The 18,355-nt window shown below is 63.6% G+C and carries 17 protein-coding genes and 1 pseudogene; 17 read left to right on the forward strand and 1 reads right to left on the reverse strand.

The genetic code is table 11. The features are described 5' to 3' along the window. Positions 1–39: 39 nt before the first annotated feature. From MMB49_RS02030 to MMB49_RS02065, 8 genes and pseudogenes are all read left to right on the forward strand, one after another. A complete protein-coding gene (locus MMB49_RS02030) occupies positions 40–1,563 on the forward strand; it encodes an FGGY-family carbohydrate kinase (RefSeq protein ID WP_047271558.1) in 1,524 nt (507 codons plus the stop codon). Position 1,564: 1 nt separating this feature from the next. Then, positions 1,565–2,455 (forward strand): L-ribulose-5-phosphate 3-epimerase, encoded by an 891-nt coding sequence (locus MMB49_RS02035; protein ID WP_047271560.1) that lies wholly within the window; start codon positions 1,565–1,567, stop codon positions 2,453–2,455. 91 nt (positions 2,456–2,546) lie between these two features. Next, positions 2,547–3,239 carry an L-ribulose-5-phosphate 4-epimerase gene (locus MMB49_RS02040; RefSeq protein ID WP_003811940.1) on the forward strand — a complete coding sequence of 231 codons (693 nt, stop codon included), beginning with the start codon at positions 2,547–2,549 and terminating at the stop codon, positions 3,237–3,239. Positions 3,240–3,713: 474 nt separating this feature from the next. Further along, a complete protein-coding gene (gene rplS, locus MMB49_RS02045) occupies positions 3,714–4,091 on the forward strand; it encodes a 50S ribosomal protein L19 (RefSeq protein ID WP_003811942.1) in 378 nt (125 codons plus the stop codon). A 120-nt stretch (positions 4,092–4,211) separates the two neighbouring features. Next, positions 4,212–5,027 carry a signal peptidase I gene (gene lepB / locus MMB49_RS02050; RefSeq protein ID WP_047271562.1) on the forward strand — a complete coding sequence of 272 codons (816 nt, stop codon included), beginning with the start codon at positions 4,212–4,214 and terminating at the stop codon, positions 5,025–5,027. Positions 5,028–5,045: 18 nt separating this feature from the next. Continuing rightward, on the forward strand, positions 5,046–5,747 hold the full coding sequence (locus tag MMB49_RS02055; protein ID WP_003815347.1) for a ribonuclease HII: 702 nt from the start codon (positions 5,046–5,048) through the stop codon (positions 5,745–5,747). A 313-nt stretch (positions 5,748–6,060) separates the two neighbouring features. Next, complete coding sequence (locus MMB49_RS02060) at positions 6,061–7,140, forward strand: LacI family DNA-binding transcriptional regulator (RefSeq protein WP_022173851.1); 1,080 nt, start codon at positions 6,061–6,063, stop codon at positions 7,138–7,140. Between the two features lie 172 nt (positions 7,141–7,312). After that, a pseudogene (locus MMB49_RS02065) lies at positions 7,313–7,593 on the forward strand (IS3 family transposase); the annotation flags it as partial. Positions 7,594–7,753: 160 nt separating this feature from the next. Here the strand turns inward: MMB49_RS02065 and MMB49_RS02070 are convergent. Then, positions 7,754–9,574: an AMP-dependent synthetase/ligase gene (locus tag MMB49_RS02070; RefSeq protein ID WP_047272010.1), complete on the reverse strand. Its 1,821-nt coding sequence runs from the start codon at positions 9,572–9,574 to the stop codon at positions 7,754–7,756. Between the two features lie 561 nt (positions 9,575–10,135). On the opposite strand from MMB49_RS02070, the gene pdxS reads away from it, so the two are divergent. From pdxS to MMB49_RS02115, 9 genes are all read left to right on the forward strand, one after another. Next, on the forward strand, positions 10,136–11,011 hold the full coding sequence (pdxS, locus tag MMB49_RS02075; RefSeq protein WP_021647622.1) for a pyridoxal 5'-phosphate synthase lyase subunit PdxS: 876 nt from the start codon (positions 10,136–10,138) through the stop codon (positions 11,009–11,011). 207 nt (positions 11,012–11,218) lie between these two features. Next, positions 11,219–11,839 carry a pyridoxal 5'-phosphate synthase glutaminase subunit PdxT gene (pdxT, locus tag MMB49_RS02080; protein WP_047271564.1) on the forward strand — a complete coding sequence of 207 codons (621 nt, stop codon included), beginning with the start codon at positions 11,219–11,221 and terminating at the stop codon, positions 11,837–11,839. A 558-nt stretch (positions 11,840–12,397) separates the two neighbouring features. Beyond that, a complete protein-coding gene (locus MMB49_RS02085) occupies positions 12,398–12,574 on the forward strand; it encodes a hypothetical protein (RefSeq protein ID WP_165755172.1) in 177 nt (58 codons plus the stop codon). A gap of 19 nt (positions 12,575–12,593) precedes the next feature. Continuing rightward, positions 12,594–14,117 (forward strand): family 43 glycosylhydrolase, encoded by a 1,524-nt coding sequence (locus tag MMB49_RS02090; protein WP_229940923.1) that lies wholly within the window; start codon positions 12,594–12,596, stop codon positions 14,115–14,117. 59 nt (positions 14,118–14,176) lie between these two features. Next, complete coding sequence (locus tag MMB49_RS02095) at positions 14,177–15,289, forward strand: LacI family DNA-binding transcriptional regulator (RefSeq protein ID WP_082247859.1); 1,113 nt, start codon at positions 14,177–14,179, stop codon at positions 15,287–15,289. Positions 15,290–15,853: 564 nt separating this feature from the next. Further along, entirely contained in the window at positions 15,854–16,060 is a 207-nt protein-coding gene (locus MMB49_RS02100) for an immunoglobulin-like domain-containing protein (RefSeq protein WP_003811963.1), read from the forward strand. 41 nt (positions 16,061–16,101) lie between these two features. After that, positions 16,102–16,362 carry a hypothetical protein gene (locus MMB49_RS02105; RefSeq protein ID WP_047271566.1) on the forward strand — a complete coding sequence of 87 codons (261 nt, stop codon included), beginning with the start codon at positions 16,102–16,104 and terminating at the stop codon, positions 16,360–16,362. Positions 16,363–16,540: 178 nt separating this feature from the next. Further along, complete coding sequence (locus tag MMB49_RS02110; protein ID WP_003815359.1) at positions 16,541–17,425, forward strand: aldo/keto reductase; 885 nt, start codon at positions 16,541–16,543, stop codon at positions 17,423–17,425. A gap of 177 nt (positions 17,426–17,602) precedes the next feature. Continuing rightward, positions 17,603–18,280: an HNH endonuclease family protein gene (locus MMB49_RS02115; RefSeq protein WP_017143242.1), complete on the forward strand. Its 678-nt coding sequence runs from the start codon at positions 17,603–17,605 to the stop codon at positions 18,278–18,280. The last annotated feature ends 75 nt before the right edge of the window (positions 18,281–18,355 follow it).

The following is an 18,355-nucleotide window of genomic DNA, read 5'->3' on the forward strand; positions in this document are numbered from 1 at the left end:
GCTGCGATATCATCGGCACATATTCAATAAGGAATCATCATGACAAACGCAACGAAGCATTTCCTCACCATTGACAATGGCGGAACCAACACCAAGGTCATCATCGTCGACCAGGATGGCCGGCAACTGTCCGTCTCGTCGTTCCCGACCGACGCCATCGAGCGGCGTCCCGGCTTCCGCGAAGTCAACCCCGGCCAGATGTGGCGTGACATCGGCAAGGCGGTCAAGGCCGCGCTGGAATCCGCCGGACTGGATGGAAGCCAGATCGACGGCGTCGTACCGGTCGGCCACGGCAAGGGGCTGTACGTGCTCGGCAAGGACGGCAAGCCGTTCATGGACGGCATCCTCTCCTCCGACAGCCGCGCCGCGGACCTGGCCAACGAATTCGAGAGCCGCGTCGCCGAAATCTACCCGATCAGTCACCAGCACGTCATGGTCATGCAGTTCCCGGTACTGCTGCGCTGGCTGAAGGACAACGAGCCGGAACAGTACGCGCGGATCGGGCATGTGCTGTCCAACAAGGACTTCATCCGGCACTTCCTGACCGGCGAGATCCTCGAGGAGCGTGGCGACGCCTCCGGCAACAATCTGGTCAACCTCGAAACCGGTGAATATGACAGCCGGCTGTTCGACTTCTTCGGCATCCCGGAAATGCTGGAATGCATGCCGAAGCTCGTCAGCGCGACCGACCGCTGCGGATCCATCACCGCCGCAGCGGCGGCGAACACCGGCCTCGCCGAAGGCACTCCCGTGTATGCCGGACTATTCGACATCGATGCCTGCGCGCTCGCCACCGGCGTGCTGAGCGACGATATCTTCAGCATCACCGCTGGAACGTGGAACATCAACGTGTTCCCCAGCAAGACCATGGCGCCGCTCGACGGCGGCTGCATGAACTCCGTGTTCCCCACCGGTGGCACCTTGGTCGAGGCGTCCAGCCCGACCTCCGCCGGCAACCTCGACTACGTGTTGCGCATGATGACGGCAGACGGCTCCAAAGCCGCCAGCTACGACGAACTCGGAGCGATGCTGGAACGTACCGACGCCAAGTACACCGACGTGCTGTTCTTCCCGTTCCTCTACGGCAGCAACGTGAACCTGGGTGCGGAAGGCGCGTTCATCGGACTGCGCAGCTCCAGCGAGCGCGACCAGCTGTTGCGGGCCGTGTACGAGGGCGTGGTATTCGCCCACCGCCACCATGTCGAGCAGCTGCTGCGCGTGCTCGGGCACAAGCCGAAGGCCATCCGCATCTCCGGTGGCGTATGCAATTCTGATCCTTGGGTGCAGATGTTCGCCGACGTGCTCAACCTGCCGGTCGAGACCGTGGCCGTAACCGAACTGGGCGGTCTTGGCGGTGCCATGTGCGCGGCGGTCGGATCAGGCCTGTACGGGTCGTTCCAGGAGGCGTTCGACAACATGTCGAAGCTCGCCAAGCGGTTCGAGCCGCACGCGGACCAGACCGCGGTGTATGACCGCAAGTTCGAGGCGTATGAGACGCTGCTGACCGCACTCGACGGCGGATGGGCCGCGCTGCGTGACATGCAGAACTCGCTGGAGCGCTGACATGGTCACCAACGCGCTGGGAATATATGAAAAGGCACTGCCGCGCGGCCTGAGCTGGGAGCAGACGTTCGATCTGGTGCATGAGCTGGGATACAACTTCCTTGAATTCTCGGTCGACGAAAGCGACGAGCGACTGGCCCGTCTTGACTGGACCGAGCATGACCGGGCACGGTTCCGCGACGCCATGTGGCGCACCCACAGCCGCATCAACACCATGATGCTCTCCGGTCACAGGCGGTTCCCGCTCGGGTCAAAAGACCCCAAGGTGCGCGAGAAGGCGCTCGACATGATGCGCAAGGCGATCGACCTCGCCGTCGATCTGGGCATCCGCAACATCCAACTCGCCGGATACGACGTGTATTACGAGCCGAAAACCCTGCTGTCTCGCGAATACTTCGTCGAGAACCTGCGCAAATGCGTCGACATGGCCGCGAAGAAACTGGTGATGCTCTCCATCGAGACGATGGACGACCCGTTCATCAACTCGCTGGACAAGGTCGCCTATTACAAGTCGCAAGTGCGCAGTCCATGGCTGCAGGCGTACCCGGATGTGGGCAACCTCACGGCTTGGCCCACCAACGATGTGGGGCGCGAGATCGAATCCAACATCGACAACATCGTCGCCGTGCACCTCAAGGACACCAAGCCGGTGGGCGAGACCTCGAAAGGCGTGTTCAAACGGGTGCCCTTCGGTGAGGGGACGGTCGACTTCGAGGCGTGCCTGCGTATCTTCAAACGACTGGGATACCAGGGCAGCTACACGGTCGAGATGTGGACCGATGAGTCGCCGGATCCGGTGGCCGAGGTGACTCGGGCCAAAAAGATGTTCGACGGGCTGTTCGACGTGGTGGGCATCGAACAGGAGCCGATCGCCGGCATCGGAGAATACTGAGCCCGCTCGTGGGTGCCGGCGCGGCGCGCCGGCACCGCCTTTGATGAACGTCCCGATATATAAGTGCGAATAAGAAAAGTGAGTGGTGATTATGGTTTCGTTGGCTGATTTTGGTCCTGAGGTTCGTGCTGAGGTCAAGCAGGTGCGTGAGGTCGTGGCGGCCTTGCATCAGCAGCTGATCAAGTGGAACCTGGTGGTGTGGACGGCGGGTAATGTGTCTCAGCGTCTGCATTCGGCGGATCTGATGGTGATCAAGCCGTCGGGTCTGCGCTACGAGTACCTGACGCCGTCGAGCATGGTGGTGTGCGATCTGGACGGAAACGTGGTGGATGGGGCGGAGGCGCCTTCGTCGGATACGGCGTCGCACGCGTACATCTACCGCAACATGCCGGACGTGTACGGCGTGGTGCACACGCATTCGACGTACGCGACGGCGTGGGCGGCGACGGGTCAGAACATCCCGTGCGGCCTGACGATGATGGGTGACGAGTTCGGCGGTCCGGTGCCGGTGGGCCCGTTCCGTCTGATCGGCTCGGAGGCGATCGGCAAGGGCGTGGTGGAGACCCTGAAGAAGTATCCGAAGTCGCAGGCGGTGCTGATGCAGAACCACGGTCCGTTCACGATCGGCAAGGATGCGGAGGCCGCGGTGAAGGCCGCGGCGATGACGGAGGAGGTGGCTCATACGATGTGGGCCGCCCGTCAGCTGGGTGACATCATCGAGATTCCGCAGGCGGACATCGACAAGCTGAACGACCGTTACCAGAACGTGTACGGCCAGCACTGACGACGGGGCACATGAGGGGATTGTGATTTGGTTTCGGCTGCGAGCGAGGTATGGGGGTCTGTGCTTGTGACATGCCCGGAGTGCGTAGCACAATCGTCGCGGTTCAATATCGCGATTGGCTTTATCGCACCATTCGCATGGCGATACCCAACAATTGTGCTGCACACTCCGGGCGTGTCGGTTCGTTCCGTCGGCTGAACGGGAGGCTTCCGTTACGGAGCCCGGCCGAAGTTGAGGTCAATTCCGTCTCGTCCATATGAATCAATAAAATGCTGTTTTGCTGTGTCGAGGGTCGGCCGCCGCATAAGCCGCCTCTTCATGAGTCCAGACCGAACGGGCACAAAGCCGCTGTTTCGGCGGATTGACAGGCTTCCTGAGGGCAGACCCGAGGGAGTTACAGACGTGTTCGTGATGCCAGTCATCACCGAACCCCAAACCAATGCGCTGATATGCGGCAGCGACTAAGGAATAGCAATGGTTAACGCTGTTGAGGCATTTGACGCCAAGCACATGAAGCCCGCCGAGGAGATCCCGGCGTTCCGTCCCGGCGACACCGTCGACGTCAACGTCAAGATCAAGGAAGGCAACAACTCCCGTATCCAGACCTTCACCGGTGTGGTGATCGCTCGTCAGGGCTCCGGCCTGCGCGAGACCTTCCTGGTCCGCAAGATCAGCTTCGGCACCGGCGTGGAGCGTCGCTTCCCGCTGCACTCCCCGTCCATCGACTCCATCAAGCTGGTGCGCAAGGGCCGCGTGCGTCGCGCGAAGCTGTACTACCTGCGCAAGCTGCGCGGCAAGGCGGCTCGCATCGTCGAGCGTCGCGACAACTCCGCCAAGGCGACTCAGGCCTGAGTTTTGCCAAGTGAGGCGACAGTACCGTGAAATTCAGCCCGGAGCCGATTGGTTCCGGGCTGAATTTATAGGAACGCCGCTAGTATAGTTGGGGTTTCATGTATGCGTGATGGAGGAACTATGCGGCCAGACGACCATCGGACGGACCGGACCATGCCCGGTTCCGGCACCGAATTCAGCCGGGACGAATGGATCGTCGCCATAGCCGATCATGGCGTGGACCCCACCGATATGCCGGGGCGGGTAGTGGGCGCCGACGGACGAGACTCGTCGACCCGCCGCAGGAAAGGCGCCCATCGCAAGACCTCGCCTAAGCACAACAATGATTCGTTCTCGTTCCGCGACCTGCTGATCTGGTGCGTCGTCCCCTTCGTGGCGGTACTGCTGGTACGCATCTTCCTGATCGGCTTTTACGTGATTCCGTCCGGATCGATGCGCGATACCATCGAGATCGGCGACCGGGTCATCACGTCGAAGCTCACGCCGAAGTATTTCGATCTCAAACGCGGCGATATCGTCGTGTTCCACGACCCCGCGAACTGGCTGAACCAGGAGACCACCAGAGGCAAAGGCGATTATCTCATCAAACGCCTGATCGGCTTGCCGGGCGACGTGGTCGAGTGCGGCGGTGCCGGGCAGCCGGTCAAGATCAACGGCGTCGCGATTGACGAGACGTCATACATCAAATCCGGCGTCGACCCGAGCAGTTTCTCGTTCCGTGTCGAGGTGACCGCCGGGCATATTTTCGTCATGGGGGATAACCGCGCCAGCTCAGCCGACTCCCGATACCATCAGGACGACGGTGATCATGGCTTGGTGCCCATCGACAATGTGGTCGGAGTGGGACTGATGCGGTATTGGCCGCTGAACCGGATGAGTTTCCTGAGCTCCCATCATGATGTGTTCAAGGACGTTCCCGCCGGCAAGGCGCAGTGACATCAGACGGATGGTGATATGGCGATGATCGAACATCCGACGCTTGATATGGAGCGGCAGCTTGCCGCCCAAGGCTGCGATGTGGTGATCGGCTGCGATGAGGTCGGGCGCGGGGCGCTGGCCGGTCCGGTCATGGTCGGGGCGGCCGCCATGTGGTCACGTGACCTCGCCGCCGCGCAAGTGCCGGCCGGTGTCGCCGATTCCAAATTGCTGACCGAGCACAGGCGCGAAGGAATCGTCGACGAGTTGCGTTCGTGGTGCGCCGCTTACGCGGTAGGTCAGGCGAGTAACGCCGAAATCGACGAGTGGGGCATATCGCATGCGTTGGGCATCGCCGCCTTGCGGGCGCTCAACGATGTGGAGCGGCAGCTCGGCATGGACGGGCCGGCCGGTTCGGGTCGTCGCGTGGACGTCATCCTGGACGGTCCGAACGATTACATTACCAAGACGATGAACACGTTTGACGCGCCGGCGTTGCCGATTCCGGTACAGGTGTCGTGCAAGGTCAAGGGCGACCGTCATTGTGCGACCGTCTCCTGCGCGGCGGTCATCGCGAAGGTGACGAGGGACCACCTGATGGTTGACATCGCGCAGGGCAATCCGCGGTACGCACCGTACGGCTGGGCGCACAACAAGGGATACGGCTCGGCGGCTCACCGCGACGCCATCGCCCGTCTGGGAGTCACGCCGCTGCATCGGGTCACGTGGCATCTGACCTGATTGCGGCGTTGCGGCTGATTCCGGGCCTGCGCCGCGCAGCTCGGCATGGCGCGGCTTAATTTGGCTCGGCCCGGTTACTTGACTCGGTGCTTTGTCTCAGGTGCGGGCGCTGTAGTGCCACAGTTCTTTGTGAGAAGAAGTCCGGGGCGTGAATCCGAACAGCGCAGTGGTGAATCTGTTACCTGCGCATGATTTGTGAGCGCTCACGTGTGTTATTTAAGCGTTACCGGGTAGACTTGCCCATATTGTGTTGTTATGCAGCGGGAGGTTTGACAGCGTGACGGCCAAGCGAAGCGGGCGGAAACGCCCATCCATGTTCGAAGTCGCGAAGCTCGCCGGAGTCAGTCATCAGACGGTGTCCCGGGTCATCAACGATTCTCCCGATGTCTCCGACGCCACCCGCACCAAAGTGCAGGATGCCATCAAGGCGCTCGATTATCGTCCCAGCAACTCGGCGCGAGCGCTCGCATCGCACCGTTCCCGCACGATCGGCCTGATCGCAGGCGGCATGAAGTTCTACGGCCCTATTTCGGCGATTTCCGCGATCGAGATGATGGCGCGCAAGCACGGCCTGTTCATGTCGGTGATGATGGTGCATGAGGCGCTGTGCACGCAGGCGGAGTTCGAGGACCTGTGCGGCACGTTCAACGAGCAGAACGTCGACGCGTTCATCATGCTCGCGCCCACCGATGTCATGTTCGAAGAGGCCTGCTGCACGCAGCTGACGCAGCCTCGCGTGATGATCACCTCCACGCACGGCGAACTCAGCGTGAACGAAGGGCTGCGCCTGATTCATCCGCGCGAGCGCGACCGCGTGTCGATCGTCGGTATCGACCAGTGGCGTGCGATGGACGATGTGGTGCGCATGCTGACCGAATACGGTCACAAGCGGGCGTTGTACTTCGCCGGTCCGTTGGGGTGGCGCGGTGCGATGACGCGACTGGATGCCTGGGTGAAACTGACCCGCGCCCGCTCCATCAGTTCCGTCACGGTGCGTTGCAAGACCTGGGAGTCGACCGAGGCGTACGCCAGGATGAACCATATTCTCGATTCCATCGGCAATCAGGGCGGCAAGTTGCCGACGGTCGTGGTCACGGCGAACGACAATCAGGCGGTGGGCGTCGCGCGTGCCCTGTATGAGCACGGTGTTCGCATTCCACGTGACGTCAGTCTGGTCGGGTTCGATGACATGCCGGCGATGGACAACATGATTCCGCCTCTGACCACGGTTCGGCCTGATTTTGAGGCGTTGGGCGTCGCTGCGATGCGGCAGGTGCTGCATCTGCTGGGGGAAGGTGACGAAGTGGCGTTGCCCGCGTCCGCACATGGTGTCGGTCTGCTCCCCGCAGAAGTCGTGAAGCGTTCGTCGCTCGGCCCCGCCGCCAACCGCTGACCGAGGATCGCGCGTTTTTCTTGGGTCTGTTAGACCAACGTGTTGGTTTTAATTTACAAGTAGCTACATAGTACATACAATGAAGCTATGGGTAGGCATAGCAAGGCAGTGAAACTGGTCGGCGGAGTCCGGGACGGATTCGCGCTGCTGGATGATGACGAGTGTCGCTGGGCGATTGAGGCGGGCGAACGATATATTGACGACGGCATCGGCTTTTTTCGCGGCACGGCTCGGCCCGGCACGGCGTTGATGGTCGCGTACGTCGACGAGTTCAGGGACCGTTTCAGGGCCGGGATCGGCCGCGGCCGGGTGACGAGCGTCATGTGGGAACCGGGAATCCGCGGCGTGCGCCGCGGCGGGACGCCCGTCACCGCCAGACCGGCGAGGGGCGCGGGCGGCGGGCCCGGCCTCGTGGAACGCGGGTTCGAGGCGGGGTCGCCGAACCGTCCGCACCGGTCCTCGGGCTGTAGGACACCGGAACGGACCGAACCGGGTATTACGCGAACCAAACGGCGCAAGCTGCCCCACTATAAGAGCGGAACAAAAACAGGCCATATCAATGTGCCAGACGGCACGTTCGCACCACCCCTCGTTCGGTTATGCGGCCCGGTGGTCAGCGCTTGCCGGCGTACAGCTCCTGGTCGATCGCGCCGGAGAACACGTGGTTCACAGCCGGACGCACGACCTTCAGCGACGGCGTCAGGCAGGAGTTCTTCTGGGTGAACTGCGCATCCAGCACCACGAACTTGCGCACCGATTCGGCGCGCGAGACCGTCGCGTTCGCGCGGTCGACGAACGGCTGGATCTCCTCGCGCACCTGCGGGAGCGCGGCCGCGTCGGCCAGCGACGAGTCGGCCGGTTGACCGATGGTCGGCAGCCACGACGCCAGACCTTCCGGGTCAAGCGTCACCAAGGCGCCGATGAACGGACGCCCGTCACCCACGACCACGGCGTGCTCGACGATCGGGCACTTGGCGATCTCCTCCTCCATCGGGATGGGGGAGACGTTCTTGCCGCCGGCGGTGATGATGATGTCCTTCTTGCGGCCGGTTATCATAAGCCGGCCGTCCTCGTCGAGCGAGCCGAGGTCGCCGGTCTTGAGCCAGCCGTCGGCGGTGAACGTTTCGGCGGTCTTCTCGGGGAGATTGTGATAGCCGCGGAACACGTTCGCGCCGCGCACCTGCACCTCGCCGTCGTCCGCGATGCGCACCGACGAGCCGGGGGCGGGCTGGCCGACCGTGCCGATCTTGTTGTCGTTCACGCGTGTCACCGTAAACGGCGCCGCGGTCTCCGTCATACCGTATCCCTGGATCATCGGCAGGCCGATGCCGGCGAAGAAGTGCGCCAGATCGGCGCTCAGCGGAGCCCCGCCGCACGCCACATACCGGATGTTCGGGCCGAGTGCGCCGCGAACCGCGCGGTACACCGATGTCTCGAACATCGCGTGCCGGGCGCGCTGGCTGGCGGAATGCTTGCCTCCGTCCTGCTCGGTGCGCGACCATTCGCGGGCGCACTGGGCGGCCTGCGCGAATATGCGCCCCTTGAAACCGGTGCCGGCCTTGCGTGACGCGGCGTTGTACACCTTCTCGAACACGCGCGGCACGCCGAGCAGATAGGTCGGCTTGAACGAGCGCAGGTCGGGAAGCAGAGACTTCGTATCCGGCAGATAGCCGACCACGCCATCGTCGGAGCCAATCGAGCAGTACTGGATGAACCGTGCGAAGCAGTGGGCGAGGGGCAGGAACAGCAGCAGCCGTGGATGGTTGTCGCACAGCACCTCGCCGAGGCACTCATATCCGGCTCGAACCACCGACAGAAAATTGCGGTGCGTAAGCTCCACGCCTTTCGGGGCGCCGGTCGAGCCGGACGTATACACGATAGTGGCGAGGTCGTCGGCATGGGTGTCGGCGATGCGCGCCTCCAGCTCCTCGTCGGAGACCGACACGCCCAATCCCTCCAAAGCGCCCAGCGCGTTGCCGTCCATCATGAGGATGCGCTGCAGGCCGGGGCATCGGTCGTTGATCGAATCGAGACGGTCATAGCGTTCGCGGTTATCGGTGACGGCGAGCTTCACGCCGGAGTCGTTGATGATGCGCTCCGCCTGTGCCGCGGAATCGGTGTCGTAGACCGGCACGTTCACCGCGCCGATCGCGGCGAGCGCGAAATCCAGCACGCCCCACTCGAAGCGGGTGGCGGAGAACAGCGTCACCGCGTCTCCCTTGCCGATACCGAACGCGATGAGGCCCTTCGCTGCGGCGAGCACCAGACGGTGGAACTCGCCGGTGGTGATGCTCGACCACGCGCCCGGGCCGGTCTTGCGCGCCGCGATGGTGGTCGCATTGCCGGTGCGGGCGATGCGTTCGGTGAGCAGCGAGTACAGTGTCTCGTCGTCGTTCACGGCGACGTCGCCGGGGGAGGTGTATTCGCTGATGATGGTCGGAATGGCAGCGGTGCCGACCGACCGTGCGGCCGGTGCCGTCATGCTGGGTGCCGGTTCATCCGCCGGCTTGGCGGCTTGGGCCGTGTTCGACTGATCCTGTGCCTGATCCTGTGGCATCGTGGATTTCCTTTGCAGATGTCCTGATACGTATTCCATCGTCAAGGGTACGTTGCCGTAGGTTCCTGCGGTGTTGTGCATGGACACGAAAAGCGGTGTCGGGTTTTGTCGTCGCGCACAACCGCGCGGCGCAGGCCGGCGGCGGCGCGCGGTGGCGGACGTCGGGCGGACGGTGTTCCCGCGCGGCGGTGCAGCATGGCCGGCTGATAACGGATTATAGGTTTTCCTTATCGCCGGAAATGAGCCGCTGCGCGTGTTCGCGGCGGGAACGCCTCTAGCATGGTGCCTTGTGCGCCGCCGACGCATCCCGGGGATGTGCGGGCGGTCGAGGCAACGACAACAATGGCAATATAGACAATACAGTAGCGGCAACAATGACGGCGATGGCGGCAGTCGTCGCGGCGGCCATCGCCGCAGCATATGGAAGGAGAACCCTCAATGGCTGAAAACCGATCGGAACTGAACAAGAACCTGGCGCAGATGCTCAAGGGCGGCGTGATCATGGACGTGACGACTCCCGAGCAGGCTCGGGTCGCCGAGGACGCCGGCGCGTGCGCGGTCATGGCGTTGGAGCGCATCCCCGCTGATATCCGTGCCGCCGGCGGCGTCTCGCGTATGAGCGACCCGGCCATGATCAAGGGCATTCAGGAGGCCGTCTCCATTCCGGTCATGGCGAAGGTGCGCATCGGGCACATCGCTGAAGCCCGCATCCTGCAGGCCATCGACATCGACTACATCGACGAGTCCGAAGTGCTTTCGCCGGCCGATGACGTCTATCACATCGACAAGACACAGTTCGACGTGCCGTTCGTGTGCGGTGCGAAGAACCTGGGTGAGGCGCTGCGCCGCATCGCCGAGGGGGCCGCGATGATTCGCACCAAGGGCGAGCCCGGCACCGGTGACGTGATCCAGGCCGTGCGTCACATGCGCACGATGAACAAGCAGATTCGCGAGCTCGTCGGCCTGCGTGACGACGAGGTGTTCGAGGCCGCCAAGCAGCTGGCCGTGCCGGTCGAGCTGGCGCGTTACGTGCACGACAACGGTCGACTGCCGGTCGTGAACTTCGCCGCCGGTGGCGTGGCCACCCCGGCCGACGCGGCGCTGATGATGGAGCTCGGTGCCGAAGGCGTGTTCGTCGGTTCCGGCATCTTCAAGTCCGGCGACCCGGCCAAGCGTGCCGCCGCCATCGTCAAGGCCACCGCCAACTGGCAGGACGCCGATCTGCTGGCACGACTCTCCGAGAACCTCGGCGAGGCCATGGTCGGCATCAACGAGGACGAAATCCAGACCATCATGGCCGCCCGCGGCGAGTGATCATAGCCCGCTAGCGGCGGGACGATCGAGCCGTCCCTCCCGCTGGCGAAGGCGGTCAACTTGGCGGGGGTGATTCCGCATGAATTCGCCCCCGCTGGCGGCGAGGGCTGTCGCGGGGCGACTGGGGTGGTAGAGGCGCATCCTCAGTCACCCCACCCCTCCCCGCCGCATTCGACGGCTCCCCTCATCGGGAGCCAAGGAGTAATCATGGTTGTAGCTGTTGAATATATTTCGAAGGAAGAGTCGGCCGGTGCCGAGACGGCAAAGCACGGCGTGACCGGCATCCTGGCCGTACAGGGCGCGTTCGCAGAGCACGCTGCGATGCTCGACAAGCTCGGCGCCCAGTGGAAGCTGCTGCGTGCCGCCGAGGATTTCGACGATTCCATCGACCGCGTGATTCTGCCCGGCGGCGAGTCGACCACACAGGGCAAGCTGCTGCGCTCCACCGGTCTGTTCGAGCCGATCGCCGCGCACATCGCCGCCGGCAAGCCGGTGTTCGGCACGTGCGCCGGAATGATTCTGCTCGCGAAGCGACTGGAAAACGACGACAACGTGTACTTCGGCGCCCTCGACGCCACGGTTCGCCGCAACGCTTACGGTCGGCAGCTCGGTTCGTTCGCCTCCACAGCCGATTTCGGTGACATCAAGGACTTTCCGCTCGTGTTCATCCGTGGGCCGTTCGTCTCCGATGTCGGGGCGGACGCCACGATCGAGACCGAGGTTGATGGGCGTGTGGTCGGTCTGCGACAGGGCAACATTCTCGCCACGGCCTTCCACCCCGAACTCACCGACGACACCCGCATTCACGAGTTATTTTTGAGCCTGTAGGCTCCCGCTAGCGGATCGGGCTGCTTGTCGGCGGGGAACGGCAGTGAGACCAGCGGGCTGGTCATGCATGGCATGTCCGTAACTGCAGGGTCGAGGGCTGTTCGCGAAGGTGACTGGGGTGGCCGAGGACTTTCGGGGTATCATCCGCAGCTCGGCGTCTCGATTTTTGGCCGAGACAGCAGGTCGCCACGTCCCTTCGTTTCGTAGTTGTGCCACACCAGCGTGATTTTGCCCGATTTGGCCGTGGTGTGGCCACGCCGATGGCCACACCAGCTCGTGCAAACGTTTACATGACTTGGTGTGGTACATGATGTCATTCGTTTTCCTTGAAATATCAAGGAAAACGGGATTCGACTCCAAACCGGTATCGGGCGCGTGTACCACAGAAGGCCGAAAAGAGGCAAAAAGCCCTGGTGTGGTACAGGCTTTGCGATGTCGTGTGCGTCGTATGACCCACAAATCGCCGGATGGTGCCATCTGTCGACACGATAAGCTTATGTCAACGTTGTCATGCCATATCGTTCGGCGCTTCCGAATGGGACTTTCGAGGGGTGAAAGATGCGGACGGTGGATCGGCGGTTCGACTTCTACTTCAACCGTGCGAAGAACGAGGCTGTCGTGCGCGAGCCGGCAGGCGAGACCCTGCTCGTCTACCGCGGATGCGGCAATGCCGATGATGGCAGGGCCGTCACGCTGAAACGCAACGGTGTGCTCATCACGGTGTCGCAACGTTGACGGATCGCCGGCTCCAGACATGGGGCCGGCGATCCGAGGAGAGTCGGGCCGCGGCGAAGTCCGCGACGACGTCGACGTGGACGACATCGCAATGCTGCTGCGCGGGGAGGCGCGGGTTCATGACGGTGACCGGGCTTCCGGCGCGGAAGCAACGCCGGCCGCAGGGCCGCGGGCCGATTACCGGCTACGGCTGACGCTGGACCAATGGACGCCGGACGGTGCGGTCAGCGGCGAAATCACTGACATCACTCGGCTGCGACTGCGGTTCCGCAGCGATTACGGAACCGTGACGGTCCTCGACGGATCCGCCGTACCGCAGACCCAGGATCTGTTCCGTCCGCTCCTGCTCGCGGTGCACCGCGATGACGGGTCGGGCATTGACGGCTCGACTGCCGGTACCTCGCGCGTGGTCATCTCCGTCGTCGCGGAACGACTCGACACCCCCGTGCGCATCCCCGACACGCCTGACGCGACCGGCAGGCGGGGCATGCGTTTCTTTGCCGATCCTGAACTCGCATACGAACGCGGGACGTTCTACCTGTTCGCCACCACCGACGGACACGGCGAGTGGAGCGGCTGGCAGATCCGCTGCCTCGCCTCCGAAGACCTGACACATTGGCAGGACCGCGGTGTCGTCATCGACCTGCATGACCAGCATCTCGACGGCAGCGGCCGAACCAACATCCTGCCCGGCCGGACCGCCCACGCCTGGGTGCCGGCGCTCGCCGTTCGCGATGGCCGCTATTACCTGTATTTTTGCGGCGACGGGCAGACCAGTGTGGCGGTATCCGACCATATCGATGGAGGATACGCTCTGCAGGGCGACTTGGCACGAACCGGCTCGCGCGCCGCGCGGCACGGCTTCGGAACCGGCATCGTCGCGCCCGGCATCGATCCCGCGGCGTTCCGCGACCCGCAGGCCGGCCGATGGTACCTAGCCTGGGGCAGAACCGGGCGCGCTACTCCCGCCTGTCCGACGACATGCTGCACATCATCCCCGAAGCACGCCCGACATCCGGGAGGCCGCATATCTGAACGTGAGAGAGCATGCCGGAACGTGGACGTACTATCTCACGTACTCGATCGGCGACACCGACGATCCCGACTATCGAGTCGCCTATGCGACCGCGTCGACCATGGAAGGCGACGGTTCGCAGTGGACCTATCGCGGCGAAATCTGGTCGCCAACGAACGCCTCGGCATACTCGGCACCGGGCATCACTGCATACTTCGGGTCCCCGGCACCGACGAATGGGTCATCGCCTACCACTGCTTTCTGCCGGACGCCATGCGCCCGCGCGGCGCGGACCGGTATGCGGGCGAGCGCATCCGCACCGGCAACAAGCGCGAAATCCGGCTCGCCAGACTCGAATTCGACGAACGGGACGGATGGCGTGCCGCTCATCAGACCGGTGACGGTATCGATGAGCAGCCTGGCGTGGTCATGAACAGCGGCGACATGCGTGGTGGCGAACACGTCATCGGATGGCAACGATGTCGCGAAGACGACAAAACCGTAGCAGACATGCGGTGGCCCGTATGACAACTTCGGCGAAGACGATTACCATAGGGGGAGTTTCCTCTACGAGTAAGGTTGACGCGATGGGCAAGACCGAAAACGGCAAGACCGGCAAGAGCGAGATCGCGCGGAACCTGCCAGGCTCGCCGACGACGGCCGCACGTCGGCGCGTCACGTTGCGCGACGTCGCCACCGCGGCCGGCGTGTCGCTGAAAACGGCATCCAATGTCATCAACGGCACCGGACGCATGACCGACGCCACCCGCGCCAAAGTCGAAGCCGTCATCGAGCAGACCGGATACCGGGTCAACGTCGCCGCGCGCAACCTCAACCGGGACCGCACCGGCTTCATCACGCTCGCTGTGCCGACGCTGACCGCGCCGTACCTGTCCGAGCTCGCGAACCGCGTGATCGACGCCGCCCGGCAGCGCGGGTACCTCGTGTACGTCACCACATACGCGGAAGGGTCGGCGACGGGCGCCCGCGAGCTGTTGCGCAACTTCAACACCACGGTGTCGGACGGCATGATTCTGTCGATGAGCGAGGTCGAGGACATCAGCCCGGAGGACCTGGAGGTCGATTTCCCGCTGGTGGTGGTCGGCGCGCGAACCACATGGGGCAAGGCCGATCATGTGACGCCCAACGACGTGCAGGCGGCGGCATCGGCCGCCGGATACATGTTCGACTGCGGCGTGAAGTCACTGGCGGTGGTCGGCGGACGTGGCGCATATGACGAGGCGAAGCTGCTCGGCGCGGTGGAAGGCAACGCGCAGCTGCGTTTGCGCGGCATCATCGAAGAATGCCGGCGACGCGGCATGACGCTGGACGCGCGGCTGGTCGGCAATGTCGAGCAGGAATGGACGATTGGCGCGGGCGCCCATGCCACGCAGGAGCTCATCGACAAGGGCGTGCCGTTCGACGGCGTCATCGGCCTGAACGACCAGCTGGCCATCGGCGCGTTGACCGTGATGCGCGCGAACGGCATCGAGATTCCCCGGCAGGTTCAGGTGATCGGGTTCGACAACATCGAGGAGTCGCAATACCTGCAGATTCCGCTCACCACCATGGATTCGCGTCTGGAGTGGACCGCGCCTACCGCCGTCGAGCGGATTCTCGGGCGCATCCGCGGTGAGATCGCTAAGCCCGAGTTGTTGATGACCGATTGCAACGTGATTGTGCGCGACAGCACGCGGTGAATCTCGGGGATTACGGGAACCACGCTCTCAAAACTCGCAGATACAGGCCATTTTTAGTGAATTTGACCCTGTGAGTTTTGAGAGCGCGATTGTAGATATAACGCCGCGTTTCCCTATTTGAGGTCGGTGGCGGCATGTGCTCCGTCCCGCGAAAGTCCCGTTTCACTGGCCTTGGATGGGACTTTTGCCGGATGGGGGCACTGACAATCGACATGACGGCGGCCTGGTGGGCGCTGGCGGGGGCTGTCGGTCGGAGGCCGGCTGGGGTGGTCGAGGGATGCTTCGGCCATGGGTCTTGCGTAGAACCGTGGTGTGCGTCGGGTCTGATTTGTCGCGACACGCCCGGAGTGGTGGCACAACTGCGAGGCTGGTTATTGCGGATCGGAGGAATTGCGCGGTTTGTCACGACTGCATATGACGGTTGTGCTGCGCACTCCGGGCGTGTTGCAGCTGATGGCGGCGGCGTTCCCTGGCGGCGGCGTTCCCTGGTAGGTGGTGTTCCTCTGTCTTGCGTGTTGACATGTTCTGATATAGCGGTGTATCATTGCTCGTCTTGATACTCCGTTGTATCAAAAGAAGCCGGTTCCGCCCGCCGACACGATCGCGCTGGTGCTCTCCGGCGTGGATGACGTGACGGTGGAACAGGATTCCGAATTCGAGCCGTTGGCCGGCGTGTCGGCCACGGACGATGTGGATGGTGACGTGACCGATGCCGTCAAGGTGTCCGGTTCGGTGGACGCGGCGAAACCGGGAGAGTACGTGCTGACGTAGACAAGGCCGGCAACACGGCCACCGCCGAGCGCACGGTCACCGTGAAGGCCAAGGAAGGGCCGACGGAGCCGGGTAAGCCAACCGAGCCAAGTGATGCCGAGTCGACTGAGCCCAGCGAGTCGGATGACGACAAGACGGAAGCGCCGCACGGCCAGCATGGTGGCCGGCAGAACCAGCATGGCCTGTCCGCCACGGGCGCGTCGCGGTCAGCGGGCTGGTCGTGCTGCTGGCCATCGCTGGTGGCATGGTACTCATCGGCCGGCGGCGTCGTTGACGGGCTGGTGACCGGATGGCCGCTATGACGGCTGATCGATCGGTGCAGGGGCCGGCGGCGTTGTCTGCCGGCCCCTGCACCGATGCCGCCAATCGCGAATCGTATGTCGATCATCCGATATGATGGCATACTGGTGTAGGGAGGCTCGGCATATCGCCATGGCATATGCTCCGAACCGGATGTAGTGTGAAGACAAGGAGACGACCATGCTGGGAACCAGCGATCTCGCCGTTGCGGCGGCTGCTGCGAGCGTGCCGGGAATCAAACTCAATGACGGCAACGTGATTCCGCAAATCGGGTTGGGGCTGCTGCGAATCGAGAACGATGATGTCGCTCCCGTGGTCAAATCGGCGTTGGCGGCGGGGTACCGGCATATCGACGGAGCCGCGGGCTACAACAACGAGGGCGGCGTCGGCCGCGCCCTCGCCGAAACCGGCTTCAACAAGGGGCGCAAGCGCAGTCATCTGTGGGTCACGACCAAGCTGCGCGACTCCGAGCAGGGGTACGACATGGCACTTGCAGCCTTCGACCGACAGCTGGGACTGCTGCAGCTGGAATACGTCGACATGTACATGATTCATTGGCCGACTCCGTTCAATTGGCGTTCCGGAGCGACCTGGAAGGCGTTCACCAAGCTGCGCGACGAAGGCCGTGTGAAGACGCTGGGCGTGTGCAACTTCCTGCCGGAGCATCTGACCCGTCTGTACGAGGAGACCGGCGAATGGCCGGCGGTCAACCAGATCGAGCTGCACCCGACCTGGCAGCAGCGCGAAGTCGTCGCATTCTGCAAGGAGCATGGCATCGCGGTCGAAGCATACTCCCCGATGGCTCGCGGCGCCGATCTGAAGGCCGGCAACGGCACGATCGCGCGAATCGCCGAGGCGCATGAGGTGTCGCCTGCCCAGGTGATCCTGCGCTGGCACATCGAAAACGGCACGATCATCATCCCCAAGTCGGTGCACTCCGAACGTCAGCGGCAGAACCTCGACCTGTTCGGCTTCGCGCTCACGCTCGATGAACATGCCGCCATCGACGCGCTCGACGGTCCGGAACGCGCGGGGCACGACCCTCGCACGTTCTCCTACGCCTGATCCGGCGGGGAGAAAGGTACGCGGCGTGAGTCCGGGTTTATGCCGCGCGCCTGAGCCGACGACGATACCGCCGCGCAGCCCACGAGACTGACCGCAGAACCAACGACAGGCCAATTGACCGTGCGCACGCATTTTCGCAAACGCCGATTCCGCGGATCATCCCCGCTGGAACGTCTTATGATACTGGTGGTGATCGCCGCCCTGCTCGGCGTCGTCATCGGTCTGGCGTTGCCCAAAATCAGCCCCTCCATCGGCGAGATCACCGGCGAATACATTGCCTCCGGCCCGGCGGCGGACGCGCTGAACGGGCTGCAGGTCGACGACCGGCCCGACTCCACCGGCTACGACCGCGACTCATTCGGATTCCGCGCCACCGACGATGATGGCGACGGCTGCGACGTGCGCGACGATGTGCTCGCCCGCGACCTGACTGATGTCATATTCAGCGCAGCCAAGCGCTGCCAAGTCTCCTCGGGTACGCTCGCCGACCCCTACACCGGGAAGACCATCCTGTTCGTGCGCGGCCGAAACACCAGCGCCGCCGTGCAGATCGACCACGTCGTGGCGCTCGCAAACGCCTGGCAATCCGGTGCCAGGGACTGGACCACCGCCCAGCGCTACCGCTTCGGCAATGACCCTTACAATCTGCTCGCCGTGGATGGCCCCGCCAACCAGGACAAGGGATCCGCCTCCGCCGCTTACTGGCTTCCCACCAACGGCGAGTATCGTTGCGAATACGTCGCGCGGCAGATCGGCGTCAAACGGCATTACGGTCTGACCGTCACCACCAGCGAGAAACGTTCGATGCTCGCCGTGCTGCGCGCATGCCCCGCGCAACAGATCCCCAGTCAGTGAGGGGCGGAATAGAGCCCATCGCTCGACAAATGCCGCAGTCCGCCCAACGGGGGAGTCGTGTGGCGGGAAATTCGA

It is taken from the genome of Bifidobacterium sp. SKU, from assembly GCF_026016405.1.
Classification (GTDB): domain Bacteria; phylum Actinomycetota; class Actinomycetes; order Actinomycetales; family Bifidobacteriaceae; genus Bifidobacterium; species Bifidobacterium bifidum.